The 23,080-nt window shown below is 64.0% G+C and carries 18 protein-coding genes, 1 tRNA gene and 1 riboswitch; of the genes, 5 read left to right on the top strand and 14 right to left on the bottom strand.

What is annotated here, in order from left to right:
- Positions 1 to 22: 22 nt before the first annotated feature.
- From J3T92_RS03720 to J3T92_RS03710, 3 genes are all read left to right on the top strand, one after another.
- Entirely contained in the window at positions 23 to 994 is a 972-nt protein-coding gene (locus J3T92_RS03720) for an LCP family protein (protein WP_267399783.1), read from the top strand.
- A gap of 94 nt (positions 995 to 1,088) precedes the next feature.
- On the top strand, positions 1,089 to 3,041 hold the full coding sequence (locus tag J3T92_RS03715) for an FtsK/SpoIIIE domain-containing protein (RefSeq protein ID WP_267399781.1): 1,953 nt from the start codon (positions 1,089 to 1,091) through the stop codon (positions 3,039 to 3,041).
- A gap of 78 nt (positions 3,042 to 3,119) precedes the next feature.
- Positions 3,120 to 3,398 carry a WhiB family transcriptional regulator gene (locus J3T92_RS03710; RefSeq protein ID WP_015021978.1) on the top strand — a complete coding sequence of 93 codons (279 nt, stop codon included), beginning with the start codon at positions 3,120 to 3,122 and terminating at the stop codon, positions 3,396 to 3,398.
- Between the two features lie 81 nt (positions 3,399 to 3,479).
- On the opposite strand, the gene J3T92_RS03705 is transcribed toward J3T92_RS03710, so the two are convergent.
- On the bottom strand, positions 3,480 to 4,967 hold the full coding sequence (locus J3T92_RS03705) for a sensor histidine kinase (protein ID WP_267399779.1): 1,488 nt from the start codon (positions 4,965 to 4,967) through the stop codon (positions 3,480 to 3,482).
- Between the two features lie 168 nt (positions 4,968 to 5,135).
- Here J3T92_RS03705 and trhA point away from each other — a divergent pair, with 168 nt between their 5' ends.
- Complete coding sequence (gene trhA / locus J3T92_RS03700; protein WP_267399778.1) at positions 5,136 to 6,056, top strand: PAQR family membrane homeostasis protein TrhA; 921 nt, start codon at positions 5,136 to 5,138, stop codon at positions 6,054 to 6,056.
- 123 nt (positions 6,057 to 6,179) lie between these two features.
- Here trhA and J3T92_RS03695 read toward each other — a convergent pair whose 3' ends face one another.
- The 13 genes from J3T92_RS03695 to J3T92_RS03635 form a co-directional block, all read right to left on the bottom strand.
- Positions 6,180 to 6,659 (bottom strand): GreA/GreB family elongation factor, encoded by a 480-nt coding sequence (locus J3T92_RS03695; RefSeq protein WP_267399777.1) that lies wholly within the window; start codon positions 6,657 to 6,659, stop codon positions 6,180 to 6,182.
- Positions 6,660 to 6,764: 105 nt separating this feature from the next.
- Complete coding sequence (locus J3T92_RS03690; RefSeq protein ID WP_220235969.1) at positions 6,765 to 7,172, bottom strand: FKBP-type peptidyl-prolyl cis-trans isomerase; 408 nt, start codon at positions 7,170 to 7,172, stop codon at positions 6,765 to 6,767.
- 90 nt (positions 7,173 to 7,262) lie between these two features.
- Positions 7,263 to 7,348, bottom strand: a tRNA-Leu gene (locus J3T92_RS03685).
- Between the two features lie 24 nt (positions 7,349 to 7,372).
- Positions 7,373 to 8,374: a Ppx/GppA phosphatase family protein gene (locus J3T92_RS03680; RefSeq protein ID WP_267399776.1), complete on the bottom strand. Its 1,002-nt coding sequence runs from the start codon at positions 8,372 to 8,374 to the stop codon at positions 7,373 to 7,375.
- A gap of 11 nt (positions 8,375 to 8,385) precedes the next feature.
- The gene (locus tag J3T92_RS03675; protein WP_267400247.1) at positions 8,386 to 8,976 is read right to left on the bottom strand and encodes a DUF501 domain-containing protein; all 591 of its coding nucleotides are present in this window, start codon (positions 8,974 to 8,976) and stop codon (positions 8,386 to 8,388) included.
- A gap of 181 nt (positions 8,977 to 9,157) precedes the next feature.
- Complete coding sequence (locus J3T92_RS03670; RefSeq protein WP_267399775.1) at positions 9,158 to 9,742, bottom strand: FtsB family cell division protein; 585 nt, start codon at positions 9,740 to 9,742, stop codon at positions 9,158 to 9,160.
- A 95-nt stretch (positions 9,743 to 9,837) separates the two neighbouring features.
- Positions 9,838 to 11,133: a phosphopyruvate hydratase gene (gene eno / locus J3T92_RS03665; RefSeq protein ID WP_220235973.1), complete on the bottom strand. Its 1,296-nt coding sequence runs from the start codon at positions 11,131 to 11,133 to the stop codon at positions 9,838 to 9,840.
- 43 nt (positions 11,134 to 11,176) lie between these two features.
- The gene (mfd, locus tag J3T92_RS03660; protein WP_267399774.1) at positions 11,177 to 14,779 is read right to left on the bottom strand and encodes a transcription-repair coupling factor; all 3,603 of its coding nucleotides are present in this window, start codon (positions 14,777 to 14,779) and stop codon (positions 11,177 to 11,179) included.
- Positions 14,769 to 15,368, bottom strand: a complete 600-nt coding sequence (gene pth / locus J3T92_RS03655; RefSeq protein ID WP_229131621.1) for an aminoacyl-tRNA hydrolase — start codon at positions 15,366 to 15,368, stop codon at positions 14,769 to 14,771. Before pth ends, mfd begins: the two co-directional genes overlap by 11 nt.
- Positions 15,369 to 15,408: 40 nt before the next feature.
- Complete coding sequence (locus tag J3T92_RS03650) at positions 15,409 to 15,939, bottom strand: GNAT family N-acetyltransferase (RefSeq protein ID WP_267399772.1); 531 nt, start codon at positions 15,937 to 15,939, stop codon at positions 15,409 to 15,411.
- Positions 15,936 to 19,142, bottom strand: coding sequence for a UPF0182 family protein (locus J3T92_RS03645; RefSeq protein WP_267399771.1), 3,207 nt, complete (start codon positions 19,140 to 19,142; stop codon positions 15,936 to 15,938). The genes J3T92_RS03650 and J3T92_RS03645 overlap by 4 nt, the downstream gene beginning before the upstream one ends.
- A gap of 9 nt (positions 19,143 to 19,151) precedes the next feature.
- The gene (locus J3T92_RS03640; protein ID WP_267399770.1) at positions 19,152 to 20,315 is read right to left on the bottom strand and encodes a glycosyltransferase family 4 protein; all 1,164 of its coding nucleotides are present in this window, start codon (positions 20,313 to 20,315) and stop codon (positions 19,152 to 19,154) included.
- Positions 20,312 to 20,944, bottom strand: a complete 633-nt coding sequence (locus tag J3T92_RS03635) for an NAD(P)H-dependent oxidoreductase (protein ID WP_267399769.1) — start codon at positions 20,942 to 20,944, stop codon at positions 20,312 to 20,314. Before J3T92_RS03635 ends, J3T92_RS03640 begins: the two co-directional genes overlap by 4 nt.
- A gap of 133 nt (positions 20,945 to 21,077) precedes the next feature.
- Positions 21,078 to 21,236: riboswitch (M-box (ykoK) riboswitch) on the top strand.
- A 97-nt stretch (positions 21,237 to 21,333) separates the two neighbouring features.
- On the opposite strand from J3T92_RS03635, the gene J3T92_RS03630 reads away from it, so the two are divergent.
- A complete protein-coding gene (locus tag J3T92_RS03630; RefSeq protein ID WP_267400246.1) occupies positions 21,334 to 23,073 on the top strand; it encodes an ABC transporter permease in 1,740 nt (579 codons plus the stop codon).
- Positions 23,074 to 23,080: the final 7 nt, after the last annotated feature.

Genomic DNA, 23,080 nt, shown 5'->3' with positions numbered 1-23,080 from the left:
CTGGCGCAACAACAATCGGAACATGCGGAACGGCGCTGCCCTCGTCCGTAAACACCCAGTGCGCAAGTTCGTAATCATTCTGCTGCTGGTCCTGCTGCTGGCACTAGTTGTACTGGCAGGTGGAGGATGGTTCTGGGTCAACGGCAAGCTCACCCGCGACAAAATGCTGACCGATACCCCTGGCTCAGAGGCCACTACCTGGCTCCTGCTGGGATCGGACCAGCGCGACGGTTCTCCGGGGGCCGGACAGGATGCCAGCATCACCGGCTTCCGCACCGACACCATCCTGGTGCTGACCAAGCCCCGCCACGGAGCCGCCTCCCTGATTTCAATCCCCCGCGACTCCCTGGTCAAGCAGGACGGGGATTACATGAAGATCAACGCCGTGGCCTACACATCGGGCTACCGGGCCCTAACCGGCCAGATCGAGGACATCACCGGTCATAAGGTCGGTCATGTGGCCCTTATCCGTTTCGGGGGCCTCAGCAAGGTGGTCGACGCCCTGGGCGGCGTCAGGCTTTGCTATGACGCAGACGTCAACGACCCCAACTCCGGCATGGTCTGGTCTCGCGGCTGCCATCAGGCCGACGGCGGCATGGCCCTGGCCTTCACCCGCATGCGCTACTCGGATCCCAAGGGAGACTTTGGGCGTGCCGAACGCCAGCGTCAGGCCATCTCGGCCATCAGCGCCAAGGCCCTACAACCTTCGGTCATGCTCAACCCGTCGAGGGCCGGCAAGGTTCTTTCCGCAGGTCTGGATGCCCTGGTGGTGGATGAGCGGGCCAACCCCATAGACCTTGTGCACATGGTCCTGGCCTTCCGCAGTGCCAGCAGCAGCAAGGGGGTCACCGGAAGCGTCTACTGGACAGATCCCGACTACTATCCGGGCGGGGGCATCGGTTCCACCGTTCTGCTGGACCAAGCCCGCAACACCGACCTGTTCAACCAACTGGCCCAGGGCAGTCATGCCGCTGGAACGGTCGGCGGCATGTAGCGCCCGCTTTGCATACACCACCAATCCCGTCCACATTCGACCACATGCCAGGCCTGCTCTAGCGCTCCAGCCTCGGGCAGCTCATGCTGAGGGCATGACCAAGGCCAATTCATCAGCAGCCATATCGACAGACCCGAGCGGTGCTGCAGGTGGCGATTGGCGCTCTGCCGGCTCCAAAGAGAAGAAGGCCAAGGGGGGAAGCGCTAAGGTCATTCTTACCCTGGTTGCACAGACGGCTCCGGCCCTGGCCCAGGCAGGCATGATCTGGTACGTAGTAGGCCAGGGCCGCTGGACGTTGCTCCTCCTCTTGCTGCCCAGCTTGACGGGCACCCTGGCCATGGTGCTTCTGAGCCTGCTGCGAATGCATCGCCGATCATCGTCCACTCCACTGGCAGGCGCACAATTGAAGTACGGCACAGTATCGGATCGTGCATCCCTCTCGACGACTACAGAGAACGAGACCTTGCAGGACCTGGCTCAACTGGCCTCTAACCCAGGCCCTCAGCTAGAGTCCCGGCTCTTGGGGTCAAGGCGTTCAGGATCACAAGGTCTGCCCTGGCAGGGCATAGTCCACGCATGGCTTGCCGCATCAGGAAGGTCGGCACCGGCGGTCATCGGTATCCGCCCTGATCGTGGTCCGCTGGTCATCGATCTGCCCCGCGACGGACCCCACGCCCTGGTGGCAGGCACCACAGGTTCGGGCAAATCAGTCTTTCTGCAGACCTGGTGTCTGGCCCTGGCCGCCAGTCAGCCGCCAGACCGGCTCAATCTGGTCCTGCTGGATTTCAAGGGTGGTGCCGGCTTTGGCCTACTGGCCCGACTGCCGCACACCGTGGGCTGCGTGACCAATCTGGATCTGGACCGGGCCGTACGCGCGCTGAACGGCCTTCAACGGGAATTGGAGCGCCGCCAGCGCCTGGTCGCCAGAGCGGGGGTTGAGGACACTGCCCGTATGGCCGATCCACCGGCACGGCTGGTGGTGATCATTGACGAGTTCCAGGCCCTGCGCCAACTTCTGCCTGACTATCTGGACAGACTGACCTCTCTGGCCTCTCAGGGCAGATCCCTGGGTATGAACCTGGTGGCCTGCACCCAGCAGACCATGGGGCAGGTCAGCGCCCAGATGCGTGCCAACATGAACCTGGGCATCTGTCTGCGGGTGCGGGATCCCCTGCAGTCCAGAGAGCTGCTGGGATCCTCCTGTGCTACGGCGATCGACCCTGCCTGCCCAGGTCTGGGCTTCCTGGAGCAGGGCCGGGGTCCCCAGGCCTTCCGCACCTGCCCATCAGCTGATCCGCAGGCCCTGGTGGGCGAGATCGTCAAGGCCAGTCGCTTTTGCGGCAGCCGACCGCCGGCACCGCTTTTCTCCCCTCCCCTGCCAGAGCATGATCCGGCCTGCGGGCAGGTCCTCTGGCAATCGGGACGGCCTCAGATACCTCTGGGACACATGGACGACGGGGTTCTGCTCCATCTCTATCGCCTGCCACTCAACGGTCATACAGCCCTGATCGGACCTCGAGGACGGGGCAAGAGCACCCTGCTGGCGCTGCTGGCGCGTTCCCTGCTCACCCTGATGAAGCCAGGAGCCCGACCTGAGCCCAGCTTCGACCTGCGCATCACGCGTCGAACAGGTCATGGTTACAGCAGCCGGGACTTTCCCGGCCCGGTGCCGTCACCGCCTCAAGGCCGTCAGGATGGCAGCCGTGCATTGGTCTGGATTCTTGACGATGCCCAGGATCTGCTGGATCCGCTTTGTCGGGATCCCCTGGCCCCTCTTCTGCAGGAGGCTCTGGGACAGGAGGGAACCACCGTGATCCTGGCCGTGGATACGGCCAGCGCCCTGCACAGACCAGAGCGTTTCAGCCGTCGTCTGGTGTTCCCCTGCGGCGAACGGGGGGCCGATCTGGCAGCTGGCATCCCCGCCGATCAGCTGGCCACCCTCCCCACCCGGGCCAGCGCCATTCCCGGACGGTGTCTGGTTCTGGAAGCGGGTCTCGCCATTCCGCTACAGGTGTTCTCTTTAGCCGTAAAACAAATGAACCCTTGAAAAAAGTCACTCATCGTGCTTATCTTGCATAGGGTAGTGATAAAAGCATCGATAAAAACTTCTTGGAGGCTTAGGTAGATGAGTAATGCGTTTGATTGGCGCGCCAAGGCTGCTTGCCGTGACAAGGACCCTGAGCTGTTCTTCCCCGTCGGCAACACCGGTGCAGCCTATCAGCAGATCGAGGAGGCCAAGGCTGTCTGCAGGACCTGCAAGGTCATTGACGCCTGTCTGAAGTGCGCGCTGGACACCAACCAGGATTACGGTGTCTGGGGCGGACTGAGCGAGGACGAACGCAGGGCTCTGAAGCGCAGGGCCATGCGTGCGCGCAGGTCCCAGGCCATGCAGATGCAGTCCTGACATCTTTCCGATTGCGCAAAACAGGAGAGGGGCGATGGCTTGATGCCGTCGCCCCTCTCTTTTTCTCAAAGGTGCCTGGCATCACACGTCCTGGGCCACGCGCAGCTTGATGTTGATGACCACCCGGGTGCCGCCATCCCGGCGGGGCTCCCACTTGACCGTGCCGCCGAAGTCGTTGGTGACGAAGGTGTTGATGATCTGCGTGCCCAGCCCGGATCCGGTGGAACGAGCCTGGCCCTGATCCGACTCGGTGCTGTAGCCGTTGCCGTCATCCTCGACTACCACATTGAGATTGTTGCCGCCCCGGCCCACCGATATGGTGATATGCCCCTCGTCACGGCCCTCGAAGCCGTGCTCGACCGCGTTGTTGACCAGTTCGGTCAGCACCAAGGACAGGGGTGTGGCATCCTGGGCGGGCATCATCCCGAACTTGCCCACGTAGGAGATGGTGATGTGCTGGTCGCTGGTGGTGGCCAGGTCCACGCTCATCTTGAGCAGGTTGGCGATCACCTTGTCGAAGTCCACAATCTCGTCGGCGGTCTGACTGAGGCCCTCATGAACCACAGCGATGGTCTGGACCCGTCGCTGGGCCTCCTCCAGCTCCTTGCGGACCTCGTCGGACTTGGTGCGCCTGGCCTGCAGCCGCAGCAGGGCCGACACGGCCTGGAGGTTGTTCTTGACCCGGTGGTGGATCTCGGAGATGGTGGCATCCTTGGTCTGCAGCTCCTTCTCCCGGCGGCGCAGTTCGGTCACATCCCGACAGAGCACGATGGCGCCAATCCTGCCCTGCTTGCCATAGAGGGGCAGGGAGCGCATGGAGACGGCCGACCCGTTGGCGTCCAGCTCAGAGTCCACGGCCGCCTTGCCCGTCAGAACCAACGGCAGGGAGTCGGGCACGGGATCGTTCTCCTTGAGCAGGGAGGTGCCGATCTCGCTCAGGTACTGGCCGATCATGGTCTCGACCGAGCCCAGCCTGCGGAAGCAGCTGATGGCGTTGGGCGAGGCGTAACGCACCACGCCGCTTGGCGTCAGCACAAAGAAACCGTCGGCCACCCTGGCGTTGTGCCGCTGGTTGAGCACCGAATCCGCGTAGGGGAACTCGCCTCGGGTGATCATCTCGAAGAGCTCCTTGCCCGCGTTGATGCTCTCACTCTCGTACCGGCCGTTGGACTCGCGGGTGGCCATGTTGGTTTCGCGAACCACCAGACCCAGGGTCCTGCCCTGGTGACGGATAGGAGCATAGACGTCGCAGACCGTGGCGCGGCCGATGGTGCGCAGCTTGTTGGATCGCAACACCCCCTTGGACTGCATGGCCACCTCCAGCTCTTCGCGGCGATCAGCCGGGAAGTGCTCCCCCACCACGTCTTCGGCGCGCAGTGACATGACCGTGGAGGGCCGGCACTGCTCGGCCACGGTGAACTCCCCCTCGCCGGTGCGCAGCAAGAGCAGCAGGTCGGCAAAGCTCAAATCGGCGATGACCTGCCAGTCGGCCACCAGGTGGTGGAGCCACTCGCGGTCCTCCTCATTGCAGTCGTCGCATGATGCCAGAATCTCGGAAAAATCAGCCATGCACTCCATCATACAAAGGTCCCTCGGAAGCAGACAGGCGGGTCATGCCAAGGGCGATGGTGACATGCGCGTCCAATGCATAGGTCTGGGGTAGGGTGGTTCACGGATGTTTCGCCCCGACAACCGGACACGACAGACCCGGACCAGTCAAGGGGCCAAGGGAGGGCCATGGCAACCAGGACCAACGAGGACGACAGACCGCCCGAGGATCAGGGGGTCGATGCCGAACTCGAACGCCGCCGCCAGCAGCGCCGCCAGGAGCTGACCTACCTGCGCCGGGATGCGGAAGTGGCTCACGAGGCCCATCTGCAGGCCAGGGCAGACGCAGTGCGCGCCAAGGCCAAGGCCAAGGCTGCGAGGATCATGGCAAAAGCCGAGATCAAGGCCTCACGGATCGAGGGAATCCCCGACATGGAGATCGAGCGCAAGGTCCGTCTGGATGTGCACGGTCGCCCCAAGCCCCTGCTGCGCGGCTGGATCCACGCTGTGGCCGCCCCCCTGGCCCTGGCCGCCGGCATCGTACTGATCTGCCTGGCCCACGGCACTGGCCTCAAGCTGGCATGTGCAGTCTTCATGGTCGCCTCGCTGGCCCTCTTCGGCAATTCGGCTCTCTACCATCTGGGTGACTGGACCCCTGGGACCACGGACGTGCTGCGCCGCCTGGACCACGTCAACATCTTCCTGCTCATCGCCGGCACCTACACGCCTATTTCCTTCGCACTGGAACCCTTCTGGCGGCGGGTCATCATCCTGGGCATGTGGGGGGCCAGCCTGGTGGCCATGATTGTCCACGTCTTCTGGATCGATGCTCCCCGCTGGCTCTACACCCTGGTCTACGTGGTTTTCGGAGTCTCGGGGGTGGGCTTCCTGAAGCTCTTCTGGGACTCCCCCATGGCCGGTCCGCCTGTCGTTTGGCTGATTGTGGCGGGTGGCTTGGCCTACATTCTGGGTGCGATTGTCTACGGCCTGCGCCGGCCGGACCCCTGGCCCCGGGTATTCGGCTTCCATGAGATCTTCCACTGCGGCACGGTCATCGGCTACGCCTGCCACATCGTGGCCATCTACCTGGTGGTCTGCAACCTGCGCTGAGCAAGCTCGCCAGTCCGACTGCCTTACGAATCAAGCAGGTGCTTATAGATGAAGCCGCTCCCCGCCACGATCGACGGGGGCGGCTTCTTTCAAGCCGGGCTGGGACGGTGAGGGGTCGTCCCGCTACTTGAGGGGCTGGGCATCCTTGACGGTGACCGAAATGTCCTTGCCATTGGGAGCCTTGTAGGTCACAGTCTGCCCCTTCTTGGCGCCCATCAGGGCCGCGCCGATGGGCGACTCGGGGCTGATGACGTCATATTCGGTGGCCACGGTCAGATCCCTGGAGCCCAGCACATAGACCATTTCGTTGCCGGCCATGGTCAGGGTCACCAGGGAGCCGTTGCCCACCGTGCCCGCCTTGGGGGCCTTGAGGATCTTGGCGTTGCGAAGCTTGACGATCAGCTCGTTGATCCGCCCCTCGTTCTTGCCCTGCTCCTCGCGGGCAGCCTGATAGCCGCCGTTCTCGCTCAGATCGCCCTCGGCCCGAGCCGCCGCAATGCGTTCGGTGATCTCGTCGCGGTACTCCCCCTGACGATGGTCAAGCTCCTCCTTCAACTTGTCGTAAGCGGCCTGTGTCAGCAGAATCGTCTTTTCCTCAGCCATGTGATTCCTCCTTATTTAATGCACTTGTCTCGTGGCCCGACCTGGACTGCAAAGTCAAGAGTATGAAAAAGGCGCCGGCCCTCACCGGCGCCTGGAGACCCTTGTCTACCGTGTCGATATGATGTCGATCACGAAGACTAGAGTATCGTTGCCGCCGATGCCCGCCTGGGGCATCCCCTGACGACCATATCCGTACTCCGGCGGAATGGAGACCACCAACCTGGACCCCACGTTATGACCGGGCACCGTCTGGTCCCAGCCACGAATGACCTGCCCGACGCCGATGCCGAAGCTGGCCGGCTGATGACGCTGAAAGCTCGAGTCGAAGACCTGGTCCGAACCCCAAACGACGCCGTGATAGTTGACGGTGACAGTATCGCCCTTGTGGACGACAGGCCCATCCCCCTCGACCAGTTCCACGGCGCGTAGCCCGCTGGGCGCAGGACCATGGAAGGTTATGGTCGGCGTGGCGCCGAATTCGGCGTTCACCTCGGGCATGGATCGGTCACTCATGACAACTCCTTTGGTTTTCTTGCGTACCAGAGTATCGGTTCGTCGGCCGGGTGACAAGTTGCAACACTGCCGTCCAAGCCGACGAGGCCTTGGTGCCCCGGGTGGGAATCGAACCCACAAGCCGGTGAAGGCGGCGGATTTTAAGTCCGATGCGTATACCATTTCGCCACCGGGGCCGTAACCCATAGCGCCTTATTATATCATTCGCGCAGGAGGGTCCGACCGTAGTCCAGGACCAGGCCATCCAAGAGGCCGTGCTCGCTGGCCACATAGGTTCCAGAAGCCAGTGCACTCGGGCTGGCCTCGCCTAGTCGCTCCAGCAGACGGCTCCAGATCAGGGCGCCGCCGCCGATCACATCCACACGCCCGGGATGGATGGCTTTGAGCTCCCGACGCTCCTGACGGCTCATGTTCAGCACCTGGTTGTCAACCCTGCGGGCCGCATCGACCGAAATGGACTGGCCATCGACGGCATGGCGATCGTATACCGGGCATCCCAGGGCCAGGGCGCTCATGGTGGTGACCGTGCCGGAGACCCCGATCACACTGCCTACCCTGGCTACAGGGACCTGGCCGAAGGCCCGGTCGATCCAGCAGTCGACATCCTCAAGCGCCTGGTTGATCTGCTCCTGGGTGGGCGGATCGTCCAGCAGATGGCGCTCGGTCATTCGGACGGATCCGATGTTCATGGAGTAGGAGGCTCTGACTTGGTCAACAGGCAGATCTCTCCCGTCCCCGCCCAGGACCAGCTCGGTGGAGCCACCACCCAGATCGACCACCAAGTAGGGTGCAGGAGGCATGTCGGCGCTGACCCGCTGCTCCAGAACGCTGACCGCGCCCAGAAAACTTAGCGAGGCCTCCTGGGAGCCGCTGATAACCTCGGGCATAACTCCCAATATGGAACGCACCCCTTCCTCGAAACTTTCGCGGTTATCGACATCCCTGGTAGCTGAGGTGGCCACAAAGCGCAGGCTATCCACCGGGTGCTCCTGTAGCTGCTGGGCGAAAATCCGACATGCCTCAAAGGTGCGCTCCAGGGCCTGGTCAGCGAAACGGCGGTTACGGTCCACGCCCTCCCCCAACCGGATGACCCGCATCAGCCTGGGAGCCACCGGATGTAGCCCCTGCCGGTCCACCTGGGCTATCAGCAGACGTATAGAGTTGGTGCCGCAGTCCACGCCCGCCACTGTCACCTGATCCATGGAAGCCTCCTTCATTGGTTTTCCTGCCAGTTCTCTTGCCCTGATGTCTCAGTCCAAGGCTGGGCACACCGGCAGACCTGCGGGTCGAATGCCTGACACACCAGCCCCAGGACCCGGTCGCCCAGGGGATTGACCCCCGAACCCATAACCAGAGACTGGGCGGTCAGAGCATGCAGACACTTGACCCGCTTGGGCATGCCACCGGCCGAAACTCCGGCGATGTGCCCCTCGTCGTCGCCCAGCAGCCTGGCCAATGCAGAGCGGAAGGCCAGATAGAGCTCGTGGGCCCTATGGTAGGCGCTGGCCAGATCCGGATCCGAACCCAGCTCGGCATTCCAGTCAGCCATGACACCGTCAGCCTCCAGCCGGGAGACGGCCTTGACGGCCTCGGGGCTGGTCAGATAGCAAGTGGTCGGAAAGGGTGTGCCATCTTCCAGCTGGGGCCGAGTGACCACAGCCAGCGGATTCCCACAGACGCAACGGGCACCTACAGCCACCATGCCCCGCGGATAGCGTCCGAGCTGGCTGTTCACGACGGCTATCTGATCCGGTGTGGCCGGGGTCGCCAGAAGCTCCTGGACGCGATTGCTGACCGACACCAGGTCTCGGTCAGTAACCAGGTTGGAGAGTCTAGGCTCGGTCCGGAGCTTGACTGCAGCTCGAGATTCCACTGCTGCCTGGGGCCTTTCCTGGGCCTTGATCACGCTGTCCTCATCTTTCCTGATTGTTCCCTGCTGCTGAGTTCATTAACAGTTGGCACGACGAAATCCCAACCTTCGGAGTTCACTGCCCTCCCCCGTCCTCGGATGAGGAGGAGCCCTCAGAGCCACCTGGACTGCTTGAACCAGACGGACCAGCAGATTCGTTCGGACTGGTTCCGTCGCCATGTTGCTGGCCTGTGCTCCCCTTGCTCCCATTGGCAGCCGAGTTCTGGTCGGCCTTGGCAAAGGAGTACGCCATCTCCTGATACCAGGGCAGAGAATTCTTCCTCGGGGCCCGAACTCCCCTGCTTCCGGCCTGGTCCTTGTCCTTGCCTCCAGTGACTGCCTCCGGGTGCAGGACCCGGATAGCCTCCTCGTCGGGGAAGACGAATCCCAGACGGTCACGGGCCTGGGCAGTCACATAGGCCTTGTCGTCCCAGCGCCGGATTTGGTTCTCCAGGTCGCGCTTGTGCTCGACAAGCTGGGCCTGCTGGTTGCGCAGGCCGTTGAGCTCGGAAAGATTGATGGCATAGGCATGGAAGGTGGAGACCAGCTGGATCAGTCCCAGGGCCACGATGATGATCGCCACAAAGAAGGTGATGGGTCCCGACGACCGCCTGCTCGTCCGCCGGTCGCCGCCGCCACGTTTGTTCTTGGCCATACCCATAAAAATACCCGCGGCAGCCGACGCGGACCGCCACGGGTGAAAGACTCTACAGTCGCGTCAAAACCTGCAAGAGGTCCGGCCCGACTGGCAAGGCCTTACTTAGTGTACTTCTTGCAGGCCTTGAAGGCGCTGTATCCGGCGTACTCAGCGGTGGAACCAAGCTCCTCCTCGATCTCCAGCAGCCGGTTGTACTTGGCGATGCGCTCGCCACGGGCCGGAGCACCGGTCTTGATCTGGCGGGTGTTCTTGGCCACAGCCAGGTCTGCAATAGTGGTGTCAGAGGTCTCGCCGGAACGGTGGGAAACCATGGAGGTGAACCCGTTTGCAGTGGCCAGCTCGATGGCGTCCAGGGTCTCGGTCACGGTGCCGATCTGGTTGAGCTTGACCAGCAGGGAGTTGGCGGCCTTCAGGTCGATGCCCTTCTGCAGCCTCTTAGGGTTGGTCACCAGCAGATCATCGCCCACGAACTGCAGGCGGTCGCCCATGGCGGCGGTGATCTTCTGCCAGGCGCCCCAGTCCTCCTCAGCGAAGGGATCCTCGATGGAGACCAGCGGGTACTTCTCGACCAGACCCTGGTAGTAGTCCAGCATGTAGTCGGCGTCGCGGTCCTCGCCGTCGAAGTGGTACTTGTCAGTGTCCTTGTTGTAGAACTCCGAGGAGGCCACGTCCAGGCAGAGGCCGATCTGCTTGCCGGGCTCGTAGCCGGCAGCCTGAATGGCGTCGACAATGTACTTCAAGGAGTCCTCGTTGGACTTCATCTTGGGGGCAAAGCCGCCCTCGTCGCCCAGGCCGGTCTCGTGTCCGTCCTTCTTCAGGATGCCTTTGAGGGTGTGGTAGACCTCGACGCCGGCGCGCAGGGCCTCCCGGTAGGATTCGAAGCCGTAGGGGGAGATCATGTACTCCTGGATGTCGGTGGCGAAGTCAGCGTGGGCGCCACCGTTCATGATGTTCATGTTAGGCACAGGCAGAATGTGGCCGTTGGTGCCGCCCAGGTAACGGTAGAGAGGCAGCTCGGCGGACTCGGCAGCCGCATAAAGCGCAGCCAGGGAGACGCCCAGAATGGCATTGGCGCCCAGCTTGCCCTTGTTGGGGGTGCCATCCAAATCAATCATGGTCTCGTCCAGAGCGCGCTGATCGGTGGCGTCCATGCCGATGACGTTGGGAGCGATGGTCTCATTGACCGCCTTGACGGCATCCAGGACACCCTTGCCCTGATAGCGCTTCTTGTCGCCGTCCCGACGCTCCCAGGCCTCGGCCTCACCGGTGGAAGCGCCGGAGGGAACCAGACCGCGCCCCTCGGCACCGTCCTCGGTCTGCAGAACGACCTCGACGGTCGGGTTGCCACGGGAATCAAGAATTTCGCGCGCGAACACGCTTTCAATTGCTGCCACAACTGCTCCTTCAATAAGTTGTTGTGATGTCTCTTACAGGATACTAGTTTTGTTGGACCGGTGCGTTGCCAGTCGGCGTTCCCTGATCCGAAGACTTGGGCAGCCCCCAGGCCAGGTCGTCCAGAAGGGTGTCCACCCAGGCGGTCATGGCTGTCGAATCCATCGGTCCCGAACCCAGGGAGCCCGCGAATGGGGCCGGGATCAGCAGGGTCTGCGTCACCGGGCGGTACTGGCTGCCCTTGTAAATGCGTGCGATCCTGGCCTGGAGGGAATCGGGCATGGTCACGGGCCCGATCCGCACCCTGGAGCCCTGGGAGGCGATCTCCACAATGCCCAAGGAGCGAGCCTTAGCCCGCAGCCTGGCCACAGCAAAGAGGGTATCGAACTGAGCCGGCGGACGACCGTAGCGATCAGTCAACTCCTCGTGCAGGTCGCGCAGATCCTGCTCGTTGCGGGCCGAGGCCAGCTTGCGGTAGGCCTCCAGGCGCAACTTGTCCGAATCGATGTAGTCCACTGGAATAGAGGCCTCCAGAGGCAGGTCGATGCTGACGGTGACCGGCTCGGTCCGCCCGGGCTCCTTGTACTCTTCTACCGCCTCGGAGACCATACGCACATAGAGGTCGAAGCCGACCCCCTCGATGTGGCCGGACTGCTCGTCCCCGAGCAGATTGCCGGTGCCGCGCAGCTCCAGGTCCTTCATGGCCACGTCGTAGCCGGAACCCAGGGCCGTGTTCTGGGCGATGGTGGCTAGCCGGTCATGGGCGGTCTGGGTCATGGGCCTGCTGGGGTCATAGAGGAAGTAGGCGTAAGCCCGTTCCCGACCTCGTCCCACCCGGCCCCGCAGCTGATGGAGCTGGGAGAGTCCGAAGCGGTCGGCCCGGTCCACAATCAGCGTGTTGGCGTTGGGTATATCCAGGCCGGTCTCGACGATGGTGGTGCAGACCAGCACATCGATGTCCCGGTGCCAGAAGTCGCGGATGACCCCGTCCAGCTGCTTCTCCCCCATCTTGCCGTGGGCCACGCCCACCTTGGCCTCGGGGACCAGGGTCTGCACCTCGGCCGAAACCTTGCCGATGTCCTCGACCCGGTTGTGTATGTAGAAGATCTGGCCCCCGCGCAGGAGTTCGCGGCGGATGGCCGCAGTCACCTGGGCATCCTCGTAGGCACCCACATAGGTCAGCACCGGCAGACGGTCCTCGGGGGGCGTAGCCAGGGTGGACATCTCCCGGATGCCGGTCACCGCCATCTCCAGGGTGCGAGGAATTGGCGTAGCCGATAGGGACAGGACATCCACATTGGTCCGCATAGCCTTAAGGGTCTCCTTGGCCTCCACACCGAAGCGCTGCTCCTCGTCCACGATCATCAGGCCCAGATCCTTGAAGCGGATGCGGGGGTTGAGCAGCTTATGGGTGCCGATGACCACGTCCACAGCCCCACTGGCCAGACCCTCCATGGTGGCCTGGTTCTCCTTGGCAGTCTGGAAACGGCTCATGGCGGCCACGTCCACCGGGAAGCCCTCGAAGCGCTCGGTGAAGGTCTGGTAGTGCTGCTGAACCAGCAGGGTCGTAGGCACCAAGACCACCACCTGCTTGCCATCCTGAACAGCCTTGAAGGCGGCACGGATAGCTATTTCGGTCTTGCCGAAGCCCACATCCCCGCAGATCAGGCGGTCCATGGGCACCGGCTTCTCCATGTCGGCCTTGACCTCGTCTATGGCGGTCAGCTGGTCAGGGGTCTCCTGGTAGGGGAAGGCATCCTCCAGCTCCTTCTGCCAGGGGGTGTCCGGGCTGAAGGCGAAGCCTTTGGTGCGTTGCCGGGCCGAGTAAAGCTTGACCAGGCCTTGGGCGATCTTGTGGACGTGTTTGCGGGCCTTGGCCTTGGTGGCCGACCAGTCGGATCCGCCCAGCTTGTTGAGCCTGGGGATCTCGGCGCCGATGTAGCGGCTGACCTGGTCCAGCTGGTCGGCGGGCACGAAGAGCTTGTCTGGCGGGGCGTTGCGCTTGGAGGGTGCATACTCCAGGACCAGATACTCCCTGCTGCCCTTGCTGGGGCCTACGCCCACGCTGCGCTGGCGCATGCCCAGGAAGCGGCCGATGCCGTGCTGGTCGTGGACCACGTAGTCGCCGGGCTTGAGCTCATCCAGGTCGATGGCCTTGCGCCGGCGGTTGGAGGTCTTGCTTCCGGCGGCCACGCTGGTGCGGCCGGTCAGGTCACGCTCGGTCAGCAGGGCCAGATGGGCGAACTGGTCCACGAAGCCGTCCACAGCCAGGGAGCGGTGGTACTCCACCCCGACGACCCCCGTGGTCTGTACGGCCCGGCGCAGACGACTCAGCGTCCCCTGGGCCGGAGCGGTGACCACGACCCGGTCGCCGCGCTCCAGCAGGGAGGCGATGCCCGAGGCGGCCCGATCCTCGTCGCCGCGGTACTGATCCGGGGCCAGGGCATCCAGACGCTCGGCCCCCTCCCGATCAGGATCCACCGAAAGGTCGGTCAGCTTCCAGACCTCCCCCTTGCGGTACTCCAGGGATGAGATGACCTCGTCGTAGTCCAGGAAGCTGGCCCTGTCGAAGCTGATGGGTGCGCCCGAGCCCTGCCCGGAGGCAGCCACATGCCAGCTGGCGGCCAGGAACTCGTTGGCGGTCTTGACCAGATCCTGGGCGGAGCGGGCCAGCAGCTGCGGCTCCGAGAGCAGAATCAGAGCACCCTCGGGCAGCATGGACCCCACCGGCACCAGGTCGTCGACCAGGGCAGGCAGGAGGGACTCCATGCCCTCCACCGGAATGGCCTGGGCAATGGACTCCAGCATGTCGTCGGCGTTGGGGATGCTCCCGATCAGGGAGCGGGCACGGGCACGAACCTGGTCGGTCAGCTGCAGCTCACGGCAGGGCGGCGCCCAGATCCGGTCCAGGTCGGGACCGTAGGTGCGCTGGTCGGAGGCGTGGAAGCTGCGGATGGTGTCCACCTCGTCACCGAAGAACTCGATGCGCACCGGATGGGCCATGGTGGGGACGAAGACATCCAGGATGCCGCCTCGGACGGCGAACTGACCGCGTTCCATGACCAGGTCCACCCGGGTGTAGGCATTGCGGACCAGAGCCTCGACGGCCTGGTCCAAGGGCAGCTTCTGGCCGCGCAGAAAGATCAGGGGCTCCACATCCTGCAGACCCTTGACCACCGGCTGCAAGAGGGAGCGCACGGGCATGACCAGGATGCGGATGGGTCCGAAGTCAGGGTCGTCCTGGACCGGATGGGCCAGCCGCCTGAAGACGGCCATCCGGGAGGCCACGGTGTCTGCCCGGGGCGAGAGCCGTTCATGAGGCAGGGTCTCCCAGGAGCGCAGTAGGGCCACGTCGCCAGGGTCACCCTGGTACCAGGAGCGGATGGCGCCAGTCATCTCCTGGGCATCACGCTCGGAGGGGACCACCAGAACGACCGGGGCACGTCCGGCTGCTGCGGCGGCCAGGGCTGGCCTGATGCCCTGGGGAGCCTGCACCATGAGGGAGGTGTCGGTGTCGGCAGCAGGCTCGGAGTCTCCTTGGACCAACCTGGTGAAGGCAGCATCCGCCTGCAGATCGTCCAGAAGAGGACGCAGGGACCCGTTCAGCGATTCCTGGGGCTCTGTCTTCTGGGTTTGCTCATCGACCATTGAACTGCTCCTGAGCCTGGTTGAGGCCCTTGATGATCACGGTTTCTGCGGCATCCGCGCCGTCGGCCAGAAACTCGGGCAGACGCTTGCGCTGATCGCCGACGAAGGTGCCCAGAACCCAGTCCACAGTGCGGCGGTGGGCGTCAGGACCTCTCCGGGCATGTCCCACGCCCATGCGGACCCGGGCGTAGGCGTTGCTGCCCAGGGAGCGGTCGATGGAACGGATGCCGTTGTGCCCGCCCGAGGACCCGCCGGCCTTGACCTTGATCCGGCCGAATTCCAGATCCATGTCGTCATGGATGACCACGACCCGGCCAACCGGTATGTGGTAATAAGAGCAGATGGAGGCCAGGGCATCGCCGGAGTCGTTCATGAAGGTCAACGGCTTGGCCAGGAAGAAGGGTGTGCGGCGTCCGTCAAGATCCAGGGTGCCACGGCCCAGCTGGGCCAGACCTTTGTGGTCGCGCAGGTTGACCGACCAGCGTTCAGCCAGCAGATCGGCGCACATGAAGCCCATGTTGTGCCTGGTGCCCTTGTACTCGTCACCCGGGTTGCCCAGTCCGGCTATCAGCCAGAAATCGGATGCCATGTAGGTGATACCTCCTGCTCTCAAACGGGACGGTGAGATTCTACACAGGCTCCCCGACCCCGTTTCGCTCAAGGGACAGGCTCCAGTAGGAGACGTCATGCAGGACGAACCGGTCCCAGGCGGCCTGGGGCAGGAGGCCGAAGCGGCTGAATCCGAAGCGGTGCAGCAGGGCCTTGGAGGCCGTATTGTCATCGAAGATGATGGCCACGGCCAGACGCATGCCCACCTGCTGGGCGCGCTCCAGAAGCGAATAAACCATCAGGGCGCCCAGGCCGCGTCCACGGCTGCCGCGATCCACGTAATAGCTCAGCTCGCAGGTCTCCTGGTAGCCGGGCCGATCGTAGTAGGCCGACAGGGAGCCGAAGGCCAGCACCTTGCCCTCCTGCTCCAGAACCAGGACCGGATGGCCCTGGTCAGGATCGTGGTCCAGCCACCATTGCAGGCGCTGATCCAGGCTGACCGGGGCCGTATCCGCCGTGGAACCGCCATCCATGACGGCCTGGTTGTAGATGGCGGTGACCGCCTCCAGGTCCCCGCGGCGGCAGAGCCGGATGCGCGGGGTGACGCTCACCTGTTGCCACCCTCCTGGTCGGAGGCTTCCTTGAGGGCTTCGCGCAGACGTTTCTGCGCCTCGCCGTAGGCACTGAAGTCACCCTTCTTCAGGGCGGCATCGCCGTCGCTCATGGCCTGGTTGGCCTTGTCCAAGGCCTGTTTCAGGGCCTGTCCTGCTGTGGCCGACGCCCCACCGGAGCCGGCGGTCTTATCCGGGGCTTTACCGGATTGCTCGCTCTGGTCAACATCGGAATTGGTCCGTCCCGTGTTGTCGGCATCACCGGCCGATGCGCCCGAGTTGCCCTGGAAGGTCTTGTCGAGGGCCGCATCCAAGGTCGCTGAGGAAGAGACCTTGTCTCCGAATGCTACCAAAACCCGCTTGAGCAGGGGGAAGCTGGTGGCGCCGCTGGACTGGACGTAGACCGGCTGGATGTAGATCAGTCCGCCGCCTATGGGCAGGGTCAGCAGGTTGCCGCGTTTGACCTTGGTGGACCCGGACTGGAGCAGGTTGAGCTCGGTGGAGACCGCGGCATCCGAGTTGAAGTTGTTCTGAGCCTGCCCTGGGCCGGGCACATTGGAATTCTTGGGCAGCTCCATCAGCCGGATGGTCCCGTAGTCCGGGCCTATCACCCCCTTGGTCGACCCGGCGTCGGAATCCACAGACAGGAACCCGGTCAGAATCTCCCTGGTGGAGGTGCCTGCGGGGATGAAGGTGGAGGTCAGCGAGAAGGCGGGCTTGTCAGTCCCCGGCGTCTGCAGGGTCAGATAGTAGGGAGGCTGCTTGACCCCGGCCTTCTGCTCCTTGCTGGTTCCGGTCGGATCCACGGGGGTCTGCCAGAAGTCCTCGCCGGAGAAGAACTGGCTGGCCGAGTTGACGTGGTACTGGGACAGGAGCTGGCGCTGCACCTTGAACAGGCTCTCCGGGTAACGCATGTGGCTCATCAGGTCGCCCGAGATGGACGAGAGCGGCTTGAACTGGCCGGGGAAGACCTTCTGCCAAGCCTTGAGCACCGGATCCTTGGCATCCCAGGCATAGAGGTCCACCGAGCCGTCATAGGCATCGACCGTGGCCTTGACGGAGTTGCGGATGTAGTTGGCCTTCTGGGAACCCAGGCCCTTGACGGCCTCCGAGCTCAGGGTGGTCGTGTCCTGGGTGATGGGACCCAGATCCACCTTCTGGGAGTAGGGGTAGGCATCAGAGGTGGTGTAGCCGTCGACGATCCACTTGACCCGTCCATCAACCACAGCCGGATAGACGCGTCCGTCCAGGGTCAGATAGGGGGCGATCTGGGCCACGCGCTCCTTGGGCGAGCGGTTGTAGAGGATCTGCGAGTCGGGCGTGACGCGGTCCGAGAAGAGGATCTGGTCGGATCCAAATCGGATGGCGTAGAGGACCCGGGCCAGGAAGTTGCCCACCGAGGGGCCGCCGTTGCCCTTGAAGGTGTTGGTGGCTCCCTTGGAGCCGGTGGGATAGTCGAATTCCCAGCCTGAGGAGCCCTGGGGCGCGCCGACGATGGAGTACTCGGGCGCGTTGGGCGAGAAGTAGATTCGCGGCTCGTAGTGCTGGCTGCTTGTCAGCTTGCCCCTGGTGGGGATGTCCTGCTCGAAGAACTCGGGCTGCCCGTCCGGGGTGACCTTGTTGCCGTAGGCGGCCACAATGCCGTAGCCGTGGGTGAAGACCGTGTGGTCGTTGACCCAGTTGCGGTTGTCGTTGCCCTCCAGGTCCAGCTCGCGAGCGCCGATGACCGTATCCTGGCTGACCCCGTCGATGTCGTACTTGTCGACGGCCAGGGTGTCCTCGAAGGTGTAGTACTGCTTGGACTGCTGCAGCTGCCGGAAGGTGGGCGAAACCACCTGGGGATCCAGCAGACGAATCTGTGCGGTGGTCTCCGCATCCCGGGAAAGGGCGCCTGACTGGACCTCGGTGGTGGCGTCATAGGCCTCGGTCTTCAGCCTGTCCAGCCCATAGGCCTGGGCGGTGGCGGTGATGTTGCGCTGGATGTAGGCGGACTCCATCTCCTGAGCGTTGGGGTTGACCCGGAAGCGCTGGACCAGTGCCGGCCAGAAGACGGTCAGCAGCAGGGACAGCACAATGGTGACGGCCACAGCGAGGACGGGAACCCGCCACTGCTTGACGGCCGACCCCAGCGATCCTGCATGGACACGGCCGGGTTCCAGGGTGGGCGAGCGCAGAATCCAGACAGCCAGGATAATGCCCAGCAGGGCCATGACCACGGCCATAATCAGGGTCACGGGAATGGCCGCCTTGACCGAGGTGTAGGAGGCACCGGTGATCCGATCGCCCTCCTCGGTCAGCCTGCCGAAGACGCCCAAGGCCGTATCGCCGGCCCATACCAGCATGAACAGGACCAGCCAGACGGCTACCTGCCTGCGGGCGGCACGGGTCATCTCCAGAATGCCGCGGCCCTGCACGGGCATGGTCAGCCGGATCCCGCCCATGAGGAAGTTGGTGACCAGGCTGAAGACCGTGGCCGCCAGCAGCATCATCAGCAGGGAGGAGACCAGCAGCCGCAGCCCGGGCAGGATGAAGACATAAAAGCCGTTATCCAAGCCGAACTGGGGATCGCGCACCCCGAAGGACTGGGCGTTGAAGAGCAGGAGCACCTGCTTCCAGTCGGCGTTGAACTGGAAGCCAAAGAAAACACCGACGACCAGGGAGACCACCGCGGCCACCTTAAGCGCCTTGCGTGAAGAGACCCCCTTGCCGACTTCGATCAGATCGCCCCTGACCCTGATGGTGGACCCGTCGGGCGAATCGGGACGGCTGCGGATGGCCAGGAAGGCCGAGAGCAGGGTCACCGCGGCCAGCAGCAGGGCGTAGGCCAGCCACAGGCCCACCTTGATACCCAGCTGGGTCCAGACAATCCGTGCCGCCCCCAACTGGGAGAACCACATGACATCGGTGATGAAGCGACTGAGCCCGAACAGGAGCAGGAGGACGACCAGGACGACAGCGACAACCACGGCCAGAATCCGCATGCCCCGGGAAGGTCCGTTACTGTCCTTCTTGCGGGAGGTCAGCCGGGGGTCACCTGGTCCGGCGAAGCGGAAACGGGGCGTGCTGCCGCCCCCTTGGCCGGGACCCTCCCCATCGGTCTGCACATGCAGGATGACCGGGTCGTCGTCATTGCGACGCCGGCCTGGTCCGCCTGGACCGCCCTCAGGGTCGAACATGGAACCGAAGAAATCAAAGAATGACATGTACCTACCCTACATGAGACGGCGGTCTTGAATGGCTTGCCGGTAGACCTCCTCCACCTGATCGGCCACGGTGGTCACGTCGTAGCGGTCCAAGAGCGCCAGCTGGTCATGGCGCACATTTCGCCTCCAGGAGGGGTCCCCCAGAGCCTGAACGATTCGCCGGGCCAGCAGTTCGGGGGTGTTGGGCGAGTCGACAGTCACCAGAGCCCGCTCATCACCCATCAGGGTGGACCGGTAGCCGGGATTGTCCCCGGCCAGCACCGGAGCCGTGCCCGAGGCGATTGCCTCCAGCAGGACGATACCGAAGGACTCGCCCCTGGTGGAGGGAAAGACGGTCAGATCGGATGAGGCCAGCAGGGCGGGCTTGTCCTTCTCATCCACAAAGCCGGGGAAGGCCACCGGGGTGCGCAGGGCTGCAGCCTTTCGACGGCAGTCCTCCAGTAGCGGCCCCTTGCCGGCCATGGTCACATGCAGGCCTTCGGGCAGGATGCCGGTCCGCTCCCCCGCCTGGAGGGCTGACAGCAGGATCCCCGCCCCCTTGCGAGCCACGAACCGCCCCAGGAAGACCAGATGCGGCCCCTGGCCGTGCAGGCGCGCCACCTCCTGGTCGCCAGCGGCCTGACGGGCCCGGCGCAGGGCAGCCACGTCCACAGGGTTGGCCACCACCCTGCTGGGCGCGTCGGCAGTCTGCCGGGCATAGCTGGCCGCCACAGGCGAGACCGCTATGACTCTGTCGATGCGCCTATGGGTCCTGCGGTTGATCAACCCCAGCAGCCGGCCGCCCAGCAGCTGCAGATTCCCCGTGGGGGCGATGTGGTAGGTGGCCACCAGGGCCGTTGCCGGGTCTGCGGCCCGGATGACCCGACCGGCAAGGAAGGGGCTGTAGGGGGCCTGGACGTGCAGCAGGTCGAAGTGTTCGGCCTCCAGGACCCGGCGGATAGGCGCCTTGGGAGCTGGCAGCGGTATGCGCATCCTGTTGCCGTTGAAGGAGACCATGACGTTGCGGGACAGGGAGTGGACTCCGTCAACCGGCGGATGGGCGGTCTGCCCGACCAGATACTGGACCCTATGGCCCCGCCTGCCCAGCTCCCGTCCCAGGGTCAGAATGTGCTGCTGGACCCCGTCAAGCACATCCAGGGTGTCATCGAAGACGAATCCGATGCTGAGCGTCACTGAGTGTCCTGATCCGCTCCGGACTCGGTCCCTGCGGCCAACTGACGACCCTTCAGGGCCAGGGCCACCAGGTGCCGGTCGGCCGCCTCGCGCGCCTGCTGTTCATCGTTGCCCGAATCCAGATTGTCCACATAGATGGTCTCCACCTGGGCGACCTGGCAGTACTTGAGGAAGGTCTGCCGACGGAGCTGGTTGTCCAAGGCCTCACCGATGCCGCTGGACTGGTACCATTCCTTTTCCCCGCCGGTCAGCATGATCAGCTCCACCCGACGTCCGGCCAAGGCTCCGGGGGTTCCATCAACGTTATAGGCGAAGCCCCGGCAGATGACCCGATCAATGAAGCCTTTCATGATGGCCGGCATGCTGTACCAGTAGACAGGGAAGACCAGGGCCAGCACGTCCGCATCCTTGACGCGTTCCTGCATGGCCTGAACATCCTCGGGCATAGGGCCCAGGCCCAGGTAGTGGGTCCTGTCCTCCATGCCGAAGACGGGATTGAACCCCTCGGCACAAAGGTCGATCAACTCGGTGCGAGCCCCGCCCTCGGCCGCCCCGTCCAGCAGGGCATTGCCCGCCGCATCGGTCAGACTCTTGGGTTCGGGGTTGGCCGTGACTGCCACGATCTTCATAGGGATTCGCTCCTTACATTTCAGTTCGTGCCTGCACTGACTGCGTGCAAGCCCATGCCATTGTCAGTCCCGGCAAGGACGACAACGCTGGTTTGGCAAATGCTTGACACTGCTCTTGGGGCCATCTATGTTATTGGGTGGTCGGTAGGTGAAGCTACCGCATGGACAAGGCATGCTGCCGCAAAGTGGTGGAGACACCCCGCGCAGGTCAACAGTCCCCGTCGAATCAAGGTAGGGACTAATGCAGGGCCAAATACCATGCGAAGCCGAAGCTTGAACGATGACAATGGTCGGCTCATGGCCGATCGCCACGCCGTCTTCGAGGTTGCCGACAGGGATGTTCCGCACCTTGGAGGGAGGCCATCGTGAATGCTTTCGCACTGCCAGGAATGCTCCGTTCTCCACTGAACGACGACCGCAACCAGGCATCGCGCTCCACCCGTATATGGACAGGCCTGGCCGTAGCCATAGGCGCGTTGGTCCTGCTTGGGGCCCTGGCCTATCTGCTGCCCGCCCTGGGTGCCCCTATCGGTCCTGCAGGCATACCCTCGCACGTCTCCACCGACCCGGTCAACCTGCCCTACTACGCGCTGCGGTCCCTCTTCCGCATGTTCGCGGCTCTGATCATCTCCCTGGTCTTCGCCTTCCTCTATGGACTGGCAGCCGCACGCTCCCGCCGCCTGGGCGCCGTGCTCATCCCCCTGCTGGACATCCTGCAGTCGGTGCCCGTCCTGGGCTTCCTGTCGGCCACCATCTCAATCTGGCTGGTCCTCTTCCCCGGGTCCATCATGGGCGTGGAGGCGGCCTCCATCTTCGCCATCTTCACCAGCCAGGCCTGGAACATGGCCTTCTCCTTCTATAACTCCCTAACCAGCGAACCCGCCGACCTGGACGAAGCGGTGAGGCTGATGCGCCTGACCCGCTGGCAGCGCTTCTGGAAGCTGGACGTGCCCAACGCCATGATCCCCATGCTCTGGAACTGCATGATGAGCATGGGCGGCGGCTGGTTCTTCCTGACCGCGTCCGAGATGATCTCGGTCAACAAGAGGACCCTGGCCCTGCCCGGCATCGGCTCCTTCGTGGAGGAGGCCACCGCCGAGCAGGACCTGGGCAAGGTGGGGCTGGCCATCCTGACCATGATCGTGGTGGTCTTATTGATTGACTTCCTGCTCTGGAAGCCGCTGACCGCCTGGGCCGAGAAGTTCCGCTACACCAGCAGCCAGTCAAGCGAGCCCCGGCACAGCCTGGTACTGACGGTCATCCGTCTGTCCGGGGTCAAGGACCTCTTGGGTCTGGTGGGCCATCCCCTGACTGACTTGCTGGACCGGATCACCCGCCCCATGGGCCGAACCGGGGCGCGTTGGAGCCGGAGCGGCGGACGCAGGCGTGCAGGCGACCTGTTCTGGTGGGCCTGCCTGGCCTCGATTGGCCTGTGGGGACTCTGGCAACTGGACCGTCTGGTCATCCGCCCTCTGGGCCTGGGCGAGGTCGGGCACGTCTTCCAGCTGGGTCTGCTGACCTTCCTGCGAGTGCTGATCCTGATGGTGGCCTGCACGATCGTATGGGTCCCGATAGGCGCTCTGATCGGCATGAATCCGCGCATCTCCCGCTACCTGCAGCCCCTGGTGCAGATCCTGGCCTCCTTCCCGGCCAACTTCATCTTCCCCTTCGTCACCATGATCTTCATCATCTGGCGAATCGACATCAACTGGGGCAGCATCCTGCTCATGGCCCTGGGCACCCAGTGGTACATCCTCTTCAATGCCATCGCCGGGGCCTCGGCCATCCCCGACGACCTGCTGGAGATGTCGCGCAGCCTGGGCCAGAACCGCTGGCAACGATGGAAGACCCTGATCCTGCCGGCCCTGTTCGGCTCCTGGTGCACCGGCGGCATTACAGCGGCCGGCGGAGCCTGGAATGCCTCCATCGTCTCCGAGGTGGTCTCCTACGGCAAGACCGCACTGACGGCCCGGGGCCTTGGAGCCTACATCGCCCAGGTGACCGCCACTGGAGACACCCCCCGCATCATCCTGGGGGTGGCCGTCATGAGCGTCTTCGTGGTCCTGGCCGACCGGTTCTTCTGGTCTCCCCTGCAATCACTGGCACAACGGCGCTATTCCCTGACATGAGAAGTCT

It is taken from the genome of Bifidobacterium sp. B4081 (assembly GCF_026537335.1).
Taxonomy (GTDB): domain Bacteria; phylum Actinomycetota; class Actinomycetes; order Actinomycetales; family Bifidobacteriaceae; genus Bombiscardovia.
Note: the sequence above shows the minus strand (reverse complement) of the source record. Positions and strands in the feature narration are given on the sequence as shown.

Coding starts and splice junctions, on each gene's coding strand:
- J3T92_RS03720 (WP_267399783.1), top strand. CDS start 23: ATGCGGAACGGCGCTGCCCTCGTCCGTAAACACCCAGTGCGCAAGTTC.
- J3T92_RS03715 (WP_267399781.1), top strand. CDS start 1,089: ATGACCAAGGCCAATTCATCAGCAGCCATATCGACAGACCCGAGCGGT.
- J3T92_RS03710 (WP_015021978.1), top strand. CDS start 3,120: ATGAGTAATGCGTTTGATTGGCGCGCCAAGGCTGCTTGCCGTGACAAG.
- J3T92_RS03705 (WP_267399779.1), bottom strand. CDS start 4,967: ATGGCTGATTTTTCCGAGATTCTGGCATCATGCGACGACTGCAATGAG.
- trhA (WP_267399778.1), top strand. CDS start 5,136: ATGGCAACCAGGACCAACGAGGACGACAGACCGCCCGAGGATCAGGGG.
- J3T92_RS03695 (WP_267399777.1), bottom strand. CDS start 6,659: ATGGCTGAGGAAAAGACGATTCTGCTGACACAGGCCGCTTACGACAAG.
- J3T92_RS03690 (WP_220235969.1), bottom strand. CDS start 7,172: ATGAGTGACCGATCCATGCCCGAGGTGAACGCCGAATTCGGCGCCACG.
- J3T92_RS03680 (WP_267399776.1), bottom strand. CDS start 8,374: ATGGATCAGGTGACAGTGGCGGGCGTGGACTGCGGCACCAACTCTATA.
- J3T92_RS03670 (WP_267399775.1), bottom strand. CDS start 9,742: ATGGGTATGGCCAAGAACAAACGTGGCGGCGGCGACCGGCGGACGAGC.
- mfd (WP_267399774.1), bottom strand. CDS start 14,779: ATGGTCGATGAGCAAACCCAGAAGACAGAGCCCCAGGAATCGCTGAAC.
- pth (WP_229131621.1), bottom strand. CDS start 15,368: ATGGCATCCGATTTCTGGCTGATAGCCGGACTGGGCAACCCGGGTGAC.
- J3T92_RS03645 (WP_267399771.1), bottom strand. CDS start 19,142: ATGTCATTCTTTGATTTCTTCGGTTCCATGTTCGACCCTGAGGGCGGT.
- J3T92_RS03635 (WP_267399769.1), bottom strand. CDS start 20,944: ATGAAGATCGTGGCAGTCACGGCCAACCCCGAACCCAAGAGTCTGACC.
- J3T92_RS03630 (WP_267400246.1), top strand. CDS start 21,334: ATGCTCCGTTCTCCACTGAACGACGACCGCAACCAGGCATCGCGCTCC.